This is a genomic window from Jatrophihabitans sp., assembly GCF_046262535.1.
Classification (GTDB): Bacteria; Actinomycetota; Actinomycetes; order Mycobacteriales; family Jatrophihabitantaceae; genus Jatrophihabitans.
Map to the genome: position 1 here is coordinate 21,387 of NZ_JBHEMO010000109.1, position 9,209 is coordinate 30,595.

A 9,209-nucleotide genomic window follows, 5' to 3' on the forward strand; every position below is an offset into this window, starting at 1 on the left:
GATGCGCGAGCGGAACCAGGTGGCCGTGGCCGTCTGGGGCACGGTCCTCGTCGCCGCCGTGGTGCTGCTCGCGATGAATCTCGGCAACCTGCCGTTCATCAACTCCACGACCACCTACTACGCCGACTTCGCCAACGCCGACGGTCTCAAGAGCGGCGACGAGGTGCGCGTCCAGGGGATCAGCGTCGGCCAGGTCGACGCCGTCAAGGTGCAGGGCGGCCACGTGCACGTCCGGTTCGACGTGAAGTCCGACATCGCGTTCGGGCGCACCAGCGCCGCAAGCATCGAGGTCGCGACCGTGCTCGGCAACCTCTTCATGCAGATCGAGTCGGCCGGACCCGGGCGAATGCCGGAGAACAGCACCATCCCGGTGTCCCGCACGGTGGTGCCCTACACGCTGCTCGGAGCGCTCGACGCCTTCGGCGAATTCTCGAAGAAGACCGACCTGCCCACGCTGCAGGCTTCGTTGCGCACGCTGTCCACGACGATAAGCGGCGTCGCCCCGCAGGACGTCAAAGCGGCGCTGCGCGGCCTCGCCGACGTGTCGAGCACCCTCGCCGGCAAGCAGGGCGAGGTGCGCAACGTCCTGCAGGCGGCGGACTCGATCGTCCAGACGCTCAACAAGAACTCCGGAGCGTTGGTCGGTCTGCTGATGCAGGGCGACGAGTTCCTCAAGCTGGTGGAGCAGCGGCACGCGGTCATCACGCGGCTGCTGCAGGACACCGCGAAGCTCGGCGCAGAGCTCAGGAACCTGATCGCGCGCAACGGCGCCCAGCTGACGTCGCTGCTGCACAACCTCGACACGGTCACCGGGGTGCTGGTGAAGGAGAAGGGGCAGCTGCAGAAAGCGATCCGCAGTCTGGGCCAGTTCGGTGTCAACATCACGAACGTCACCGGCAGCGGCCCGTGGCTCGACCTGCTGACCCCCACCGTCGTCGTCCCCGACAACCAGATCGCCGGGTGCGGGGCGAACCCCGCCGCCCAGACGAAACCGTGCAGCCCATGAGACGGGCCCTGAACGCGGTGTTCGACCGGTTCGGACGGGCCACCGTGATCGCGGTCGCCGCCGGGCTGGTGCTCGCCGTCGCAGCCGGGATCACCGTCTACCGCGTCTTCTTCCATCAGGACACCTACCGGATCACGGCCCGCTTCACGGCCACACCGGGCCTCTACCCCGGCAACCGGGTGGCCGTGCTCGGCGTACCCAGCGGCGAGATCGTGTCGATCAAACCGAGCGCCGAGTACGTCGACGTCGTCCTGTCGCTGCCGACGAACGTGAAGGTGCCCTCTGGCGCCAAGGCCGTGCTGATGGCGCCCAATCCGGTCAGCGACCGGTTCGTCGAGCTCACGCCGGCCTACACGGGCGGCCCGGCGCTGAAGGCCGGCGCCGTCCTCGGGCTGAGCGACACCGTGGTGCCGCTGGAGCTCGACTCCATTTACTCCAGCCTCGACAACCTGGCCAAGTCGCTCGGTCCGGCCGGCGCGAACGCCCACGGCGAGCTGTCCGACGTGCTGCACTCCTTCGCGCAGCTCGCCAACGGCAACGGCGCCGACCTGCACGCCGCCATCGGGCAGATCGCGGCCGCCCTGCCTGCGCTGACCGCGCACCCGGACGACCTTAAGGTCCTGATCACCGGGCTCGACCAGCTCACGTCGAAGCTCGCCGCGCACGACACGACCATCAACGCGCTCTACGACGACCTGAGCACCGCGACGGGCCAGCTCGCCGACGAGCGCACGACCATCGCGACGGCGGTCACGAACCTGCAGGAGGGGCTCGCCGAGGTCGCGGGCTTCCTGCGCACCAACCGCGGCTCCATCGGCGCCTCGGTGAAGAACCTCGACGTCACGCTCGCGGCCGTCATGAGCGAGCAGAAGGCGCTCATCCAGACCTTCGACATGGCCCCGCTCGGCTTCCAGAACTTCAACCGCGCCATCGACCCCAATGCGCCCTGCCTCACGCCCACCGGTGCGCCGAACAACTGCACGGCACTGTGGGGGCGGCTCGACCCGACCGCGAACGGCGCCGACTTCGTCAAGACGTACTGCGGGATGATCCCCGACTCGCTGCTGCCGATCATCCTGTCCAACCTGAAGCTGGCCTCGGCCACCGCGACGCACACCGCGTGTGGCGCGGAGGTCGGGCTGGTGCAAGGCCGCGGCGGCCCGCCCGGCGTGCCGAGCACGCCGGACCTCGACCTCACGCATCACCTGGGGTCCCGATGAACCGGCTGCGGGCCGCGGTCGCCGCGGTCGCCGCCGTCGCCGTGCTGGCCGGATGCAGCCTCGGCCTCGAGCGGCTGCCCGCGCCGGCCGGCACGTCGGGGGAGACCTACCGCCTGACGGCCCAGTTCGACGATGTCGCGAACCTGACGCTGGGCGCCAAGGTGAAGCTCGGCGGTGTCGTGGTCGGCGAGGTCACTGAGATCACGACCCGCGACTACCAGGCGTCGGTGCAGATGAACATCGAGAAGAAGTTCCCGCTGGGCAAGGACGCGCGCTTCCAGATCCGGTTCACCACCCCGCTGGGCGACGACTTCGTCTCAGTGACCTCGGCGGGTTCGCCGGCCGCCGGACGGTTGGCCGACGGCGACACCGTGCGCCGGGACAACACGAGCAACGCCCCCGGCATCGAGGACACCTTCGCCGCGGTGTCGCTCCTGCTCAACGGCGGCGGCCTGAGCAAGCTCAAGATCATCGTCACCGAGCTGAACGCCGCCTTCCACGGCCGCACCGGTGACGCGCGGGACGCCTTGATCAAGCTGCACACGGTCATCGCCAACCTCGATGAGCACAAGGCCGACATCGACCGGACGCTCGACGGATTGGCCGCCATGTCCGCGGCGCTGAACAAGGGCACCGCCGAGATCGAACAGGCGCTCGCCCTGTTCCCCTCGACGCTGCAGACGCTGGCCAACGACACCGCGCAGGTACGCGACCTGCTGGAGCGCGTCGGCCGGCTCGGGACGACCGTGAAGGGGCTGCTCAGCCGCAGCCAGAGCGCGATGCTGGCCGACTTCGACAACCTGCGGCCCACGCTGGACGCGCTGCGCGCCCGGCAGAACGAGTTGCTGCCGACGTTCCGTTCCCTCATCGCAGTGGGCAAGGCGGTCAACCGGGCCGCACCCGGGGACTATCTGAACGTCTCCGCGACCGTCCAGTTCCTGCTCGAGGCACCGCCGGCCCACCCGAAGCAGGGTGGCGTGATTCATCCCGGCGCTGAGACGACCTCCGCCACCGGACCGGCCGACGCGGCCGTCCGCGAGCTGCTGGGGGGATCGCCGTGAGACGCCGGATGGTCCTGGCCCAGCTCGCCGTCTTCGGCGCGATTTCCGTACTCGTCATCGGCTACGCCGTGTTCGGGCTGCTCAAGGTGCGCATCACCAACCACCCGTTCGAGGTCCGGGCCGAGTTCCCGACGGCGGGCGGGATCTTCGACGGCGCGGAGGTCGCCTACCGGGGTGTCCAGGTCGGCAAGGTGACGGCCGTCGACCTGCACGCCGACGGTGTCTCGGTGACGCTCGCGATCGACCACGGGACCAAGGTGCCCGACAACTCGGTCGCCCACGTGTACGACCTGTCGGCCGTCGGGGAGCAGTACGTCGACCTCGAGCCGCCGCCGACGCGGAGTACTCGTTACCTGCGCGGCGGAGACACCATCTCGCGGGCGCGCACCACCGTTCCCCTGGAAACGGCGACCGTGCTGTACGACCTCGAACGCTTCGTCAACGGAATCAACCCCCGTGACCTGCAGGTCATCGGCCGCGAAGGCGCGCTGGCGTTCCAAGGCACCGGCCCGCAGCTCAAATCGATCCTGGCCGACGCGACGACCATCGTGAACCAGCTGTCGTCCACCGAGGACAGCATGCTGCGCCTGCTGCACAACGGAGCGACGCTGCTGCACGGTGCGGCCGCCCACTCGACCGCCTTCGACCACTTCACCGAGTCGCTCAAGGCGCTCAGTGCGACCCTGGCCGCGAAGACGCCGACGATCAAGACCTTCCTCGAGCAGGCCGAGCCGACGACTCGCCTGGTGAACTCGCTGATCACGGAGAACGGATCGGCGATCACGGCGCTGCTGGGCAACCTTGCGTCGTTCAGCCAGATCCAGGTTGCCCGCGTCCCGGGCTTGCGCACCCTGCTGATCGCCGTCCCCGCATTCGGTCGGCTCGCGCCGGGTGTGGTGCACAACGGCACCCTGCTCGGGATCGCCGACATCAACGAGTCGGAGCAGATGTGCAACACCGGCGTCCCGCTGACGTCACCGATCTCGGGCACGAAGTCCAAGGTGTATGCGGTCGGCTGCGGCGCCGCCCTGACTCGCGGTGCGGCGAATGCGCCGCGCGCGTCGTCGGGTCGAACGACCGACACGGCCCGAACGGTCGCCCTCGGCCCCTCGGCGCAGCGCACCGGTGACACCGAGGTCGGCAGCTACGACCCGGACACCGGCCTGGTCTCGACGAGCGACGGCACATTGCTGCGGCTCGGCACCACGGGGGGCCAGACCCGGCTGTTCGGGGACAACTCGTGGCAGGCGCTGCTCCTCGCCGGCACCGGGTCGTGACCGCCGTTCGGTGCATCGAGCGCTTACGCTCGCCTGGATCCCGACGTGAGGACGAACCACCCATGAGCGATCGACCCCTGCCACCGCGCCCGACGCCGGCGCCCCCGCGCGCCGACGACACCGACCATGAGGATCAGCCGGCCCCCGATGTCAAGGTGACCAAGGCGGCCCGGATGGAGGCGCGGGCGGCCCGCCTGCGCGAGGCTGAGGAGCGCCGGGCCGAGAAGCCGCGCGCCGAGAGGGGACCGACCGACGTCCCGGCCGGCGCCGGGGCCCGCGGCCGCGGTCCGCTGGTCGCGACCGTCCTCCTCGCCGTCCTGTCGGCCGGGCTCATCGTCGTGCTGGTGATCGGCTACTTCTCGTGGCAGCACCAACGTGATCTGACGAACGCGCGGGCCGGCGCGCTGAAGGCGGGGAAGGCCTTCGCCCTTGATTTCGGCGCCTACGACTACCGCAACCTCGACGCCGACTTCAAGAAGGTCACGACAGGCATGACGGCCGAGTTCGCGAAGGACTACATCGACACGAGCAGCAAGCTCAAGCCCACCCTCGTGCAGTACAAGACCCGAGTGACGTCCTCGCTGCAGGGTGCCGGCGTGACGTCGGCCAGTACGACCAGAGCGACGATCGTGGTCTTCCTCGACCAGACGGTGCGCACCTCGCAGTCGAGCGTGCCCAGGCTCGACCGCAATCGCCTGCAGATGCAGCTGGAGCGCCACAACGGCAAGTGGTTGGTGGCGAAACTGCTGGCTAAGTAAGCAGCATGTGACCGCCTTGTTGACGTCCTGCCAACAACGTAGGCTCCCCACGTGACGTACGCCGAGCTGGCCGGCCCGCGGCGGCGCCGTCTCGAACCCGACGCGCGCCGCGAGCAGATCCTCGAGTGCGCGGTCCGCCTGTTCGGCGAGCGCCCGTACGCGTCGGTCTCGACCACGGACATCGCCCGCGAGGCCGGCGTCGCCCGCGGCCTGCTCAACCACTATTTCGGCACGAAGCGGGACCTCTACCTCGAGGTCGTGCGCGCGCTCGTCACGCTGCCCGAGATGGCCGACGCCGAGGCCGGAACCGGGTCGCTGCGCAAGCGCGTCCAGCGCAGCGTCGACTGGTTCCTCGACACCGTTTCCGTCCACGCCAAGACCTTCGTCGCCGTGACCGGTGCCGAGGGCGTCGGCGACGATCCGGAGATCGAGCGCATCCTGGCCGAGGCCGACGACACCGCCGCGCGCAAGGTGCTCGAGATGGTCGGCCTGGCCGCGGACCTGCCGGCCCACCGGGCCGTCATCCGCGCATACGGTGGCCTCGTCAAGGCCGCCGTGCGCGAGTGGGTCCGCGGCGAGACGCTGACCCGTCCGCAGGTGCAGTTGCTGCTCAGCCAGGCACTGATCACGATCCTGAAGGACGTACTGCCCGACCTGGGCACGGAGGCCCGATGAGCGAGACACCGACGTACTGCCGGATCTGCGAGCCGACCTGCGGCATGGTCGCCACGGTCGAGGACGGCACGTTGACCGCCTTGCGGCCCGACCGCGAGCATCCGGTCACCAAGGGTTTCTCCTGCCCGAAGGGCATCGAGTTCCTGCACGTGCAGAACGACCCGGACCGGCTGCTGTATCCCATGCGCCGCACACCGTCAGGGACCTTCGAGCGGATCTCGTGGGCGACTGCGCTCGACGAGATCGGTGCGAGGTTGCGGGCCATCCGCGCCGAGCACGGCGGCGAGTCGATCGGCTGGTATGCCGGCAACCCGTCGGCGTTCAGCCACTCGCACGCGCTGTGGTCGGCCGGCTTCGTCCGCGGCCTCGGTTCGAAGCACCTGTACACGCCGAACACCCAGGACACCTCCAGCCGGTTCGTCGCGTCGGCGCTGCTCTACGGCAGCCCGACGATCTTCCCGTTGCCGGACCTGACGCGGACGGCGTTCCTGCTCATGGTGGGGGCGAATCCCGCCGTGTCGCGTGGTTCGCTCGTCGCGGCCGGGAATGTCCGCGACAAGCTGACCGGCATCGTCGCCCGCGGCGGGCGGGTGGTGGTCGTCGACCCGCGCCGGACGGAGACCGCCAAGTCGTTCGAGCACGTCGCCGTCCGTCCCGACGGCGACGCGTGGCTGTTGCTCGCGATGTTGCACGTCATCTTCGCCGAGGGCCTGACCGACGAGACCGCGCTGGCGCGGCAGGCCAGCGGCGTGGATGCGCTGCGAGCCGCGGCCGCTCAGTGCTCACCGGATGTCGCTGCGGTCCGGTGCGGGATCGCGAGCGACCTCATCACCGAACTGGCCCGGGCGTTCGCCGGTGCGGCGTCGGCGACGGCCTACGGACGGACCGGTGCCTGCCTCGGCCGGCACGCGACGCTGGTCAACGTCCTGCTCGACGCGCTCAACGTGGTCACCGGCAACCTCGACCGCCCCGGCGGCTCGGTGTTCGCCCGTCCGCCGATCGACTTCACCTCCCTCGCGGTCCGGCTCGGGGTGGCGACCTTCGACACCTACCGGTCGCGGGTGGGCGACCTTCCCGAGGTGATCGGACAGCTACCCGCCCCGCTGATGGCGCCCGAGATCGAGACGCCCGGCCCGGGACAGCTACGGGCGCTGATCGTCTCGGCCGGCAACCCGGTGCTCTCGGTTCCCGGCTCGCAGGCGCTCGAGCGCGCACTCGACACCCTCGACCTGCAGGTGGGCATCGACCTGTACCTCAACGAGACCCACCGGCACGCCGACTACGTGCTGCCCGCGGCCACGTTCTACGAGCGCGACGACCTGCCGCTGCCCCTCGGCGAGATCCAGTTGACGCCGTTCGTGCAGTGGGCCGACGCCGTCGTCCCGCCCCGGGGTGAGGCCCGCGCGGACTGGCAGATCATCGACGACCTGGCCGGGCAACTCGGCTTCGCGCCGGTGTCCGGGCTGCTCACGAAGTGGCTCGGGACGTCGCGGGTGTCGCGGTCGGTGCTGCGCGCGATGGCGCCACTGGGGCGGCGGGCCACCCCATCGCTCGTGGTCGACCTGCTGCTGCGGGCCGGGCGCGACGGTGACCGCTTCGGATTGCGGCGAAGCGGGCTGAACCTGGCCAAGCTGCGGGCGGCGCCGCGCGGGATCGTGCTGGCCGACGCGGTCGAGACCGGCGTGCTGGGCCGGCGGGTCAAGCACCGTGACCGGCGGGTGCACCTCGGCGACGAGCGGATCGTCCGCGAACTCCAGCGGCTGCTGGACACGCCCGCCCCACCGGCCGAGCTGCCGCTGCTGATGATCGGCCGCCGCGAGGTTCGCTCACACAACTCCTGGATGCACAACACGCCGCGCTTTCGCGACAGCACGCGCCGGCACCGGGCGCTGGTGAGCCGGGTCGACGCGCTGAGCGCCGGGGTGGCCGACGGCGAGACCGTCCGCATCGTGTCGGCCGAGGGCAGCATCGAGGTGCCGGTGGAGTGCAGCGACGACCTCGCGCCGGGCACCGTCGCCGTGCCGCACGGCTGGGGACATGCCGGCGGCGGGTGGCACACGGCCAACGCCGCCGGCGGTGCGAACGTCAACCAGCTGACCTCGGCCCGCCCGGAGGACCTCGAGCAGCTGTCCGGGATGGCCCATCTCAACGGCGTGCCCGTGCGGCTGGAGAAGGTGACCGTCCCTCCCCGGCCGCGCCCCGGCGTCGCGGCGGCGACGTGACGTCGGAGGTCTTCACCCGGCCCGGTCCCGGCTCGCTGGTCTGGCAGCGGATGGCCGACGACCGCGGGCTGCTGATCGGCGGCGCGACGCTGGTCCTGCAGGTCGCCGAACCGGTCGTCGGGGCCGGTGTCGAACAGCACTCGAACTTCAAGGCCGAGCCGTGGCGGCGCCTGTACGGCACGTTGCTGTCGCTGACCACCATCGTCTACGGCGCGACCGCGGAAGCCTGCGCGGAGGTGGAGCGCTTACGCGTGATGCACCGAACGATCCGCGGGGTGGACGACGCCGGGCGCCGCTATGCGGCACTGCAGCCGGCGCCGTGGGCGTGGGTGCACGGCACGCTCGCGTGGAGCGTCATCCGGCTCAACGAGGTGTTCCGCACGCCGTTCACCGAGGCCGAGACCGAGCAGTACTGGCGGGAGTGGCTCGAGGTCGGCCGACTGCTGGGCGTGCGCGACGGTGACCTGCCGCCGACCTATGCGCAGTTCTGCGCGCTGATCGACGCCGCGGCCGGTCGCCGACTCGAGGACAACCGCAGCGTCCGTGACGTCGTCCGGTCGGTGTCGCTGATCCCCGCGCCGGCGCCGCTGCGCTTCCTCGGCCCGGTGTGGCGGTTGCTCGTCGGCCGGCCGGTCGGCGCACTGTCGCGGCTGGTGACCGTCGGCGCGCTGCCGCCGGCCGTCGCCGACCGGCTCGGTCTCGCGCTGACCGATCGCGAACAGCGCCGGCTGCGGCGGTTCATCGCGCTCGTCGCCGGGCTGCGCCGGCTCATGCCGCCGCCGTTGCGGCCGGGACCGGTTGCGTTACTGATCAAATGGCGGTCGCGCCGCCGCTGGGACACCCCGTCGACACCCGTCCTCGAAGGAGCCCGATGACCCAGCCCGAACTCCGACCGCAACGCCGCGGCCGCAAGATCGCGATGACCGTCGAGGAGCGCGACGAGTTCCTCGCCGGCGAGCGAACCTGCCGGGTGGCGACGATCGGGGAGGA

General features: G+C 70.8%; 8 protein-coding genes. All 8 read left to right on the top strand.

Going from position 1 to position 9,209, the window contains the following annotated elements:
• The first annotated feature begins 1 nt into the window (after nucleotide 1).
• The 8 genes from ABR571_RS14810 (at nucleotide 2) to ABR571_RS14845 (ending at nucleotide 9,094) form a co-directional block, all read left to right on the top strand.
• A complete protein-coding gene (locus tag ABR571_RS14810; protein ID WP_409453973.1) occupies nucleotides 2-1,006 on the top strand; it encodes an MCE family protein in 1,005 nt (334 codons plus the stop codon).
• Complete coding sequence (locus ABR571_RS14815; protein WP_409453974.1) at nucleotides 1,003-2,226, top strand: MCE family protein; 1,224 nt, start codon at nucleotides 1,003-1,005, stop codon at nucleotides 2,224-2,226. The genes ABR571_RS14810 and ABR571_RS14815 overlap by 4 nt, the downstream gene beginning before the upstream one ends.
• Nucleotides 2,223-3,287: an MCE family protein gene (locus tag ABR571_RS14820; RefSeq protein ID WP_409453975.1), complete on the top strand. Its 1,065-nt coding sequence runs from the start codon at nucleotides 2,223-2,225 to the stop codon at nucleotides 3,285-3,287. The genes ABR571_RS14815 and ABR571_RS14820 overlap by 4 nt, the downstream gene beginning before the upstream one ends.
• Nucleotides 3,284-4,564 carry an MCE family protein gene (locus ABR571_RS14825; protein ID WP_409453976.1) on the top strand — a complete coding sequence of 427 codons (1,281 nt, stop codon included), beginning with the start codon at nucleotides 3,284-3,286 and terminating at the stop codon, nucleotides 4,562-4,564. The genes ABR571_RS14820 and ABR571_RS14825 overlap by 4 nt, the downstream gene beginning before the upstream one ends.
• A gap of 62 nt (nucleotides 4,565-4,626) precedes the next feature.
• Nucleotides 4,627-5,322: a hypothetical protein gene (locus ABR571_RS14830; protein WP_409453977.1), complete on the top strand. Its 696-nt coding sequence runs from the start codon at nucleotides 4,627-4,629 to the stop codon at nucleotides 5,320-5,322.
• Between the two features lie 51 nt (nucleotides 5,323-5,373).
• Entirely contained in the window at nucleotides 5,374-5,997 is a 624-nt protein-coding gene (locus ABR571_RS14835; RefSeq protein WP_409453978.1) for a TetR/AcrR family transcriptional regulator, read from the top strand.
• Nucleotides 5,994-8,219, top strand: coding sequence for a molybdopterin-dependent oxidoreductase (locus tag ABR571_RS14840; RefSeq protein ID WP_409453979.1), 2,226 nt, complete (start codon nucleotides 5,994-5,996; stop codon nucleotides 8,217-8,219). Before ABR571_RS14835 ends, ABR571_RS14840 begins: the two co-directional genes overlap by 4 nt.
• Nucleotides 8,216-9,094 (top strand): oxygenase MpaB family protein, encoded by an 879-nt coding sequence (locus ABR571_RS14845; protein WP_409453980.1) that lies wholly within the window; start codon nucleotides 8,216-8,218, stop codon nucleotides 9,092-9,094. The genes ABR571_RS14840 and ABR571_RS14845 overlap by 4 nt, the downstream gene beginning before the upstream one ends.
• Nucleotides 9,095-9,209 lie beyond the last annotated feature (115 nt).

What these genes read in the sequence shown, in the direction of transcription:
- ABR571_RS14810 (WP_409453973.1), top strand. Translation starts at nt 2, where the DNA reads ATGCGCGAGCGGAACCAGGTGGCCGTGGCCGTCTGGGGCACGGTCCTC.
- ABR571_RS14815 (WP_409453974.1), top strand. Translation starts at nt 1,003, where the DNA reads ATGAGACGGGCCCTGAACGCGGTGTTCGACCGGTTCGGACGGGCCACC.
- ABR571_RS14820 (WP_409453975.1), top strand. Translation starts at nt 2,223, where the DNA reads ATGAACCGGCTGCGGGCCGCGGTCGCCGCGGTCGCCGCCGTCGCCGTG.
- ABR571_RS14830 (WP_409453977.1), top strand. Translation starts at nt 4,627, where the DNA reads ATGAGCGATCGACCCCTGCCACCGCGCCCGACGCCGGCGCCCCCGCGC.
- ABR571_RS14840 (WP_409453979.1), top strand. Translation starts at nt 5,994, where the DNA reads ATGAGCGAGACACCGACGTACTGCCGGATCTGCGAGCCGACCTGCGGC.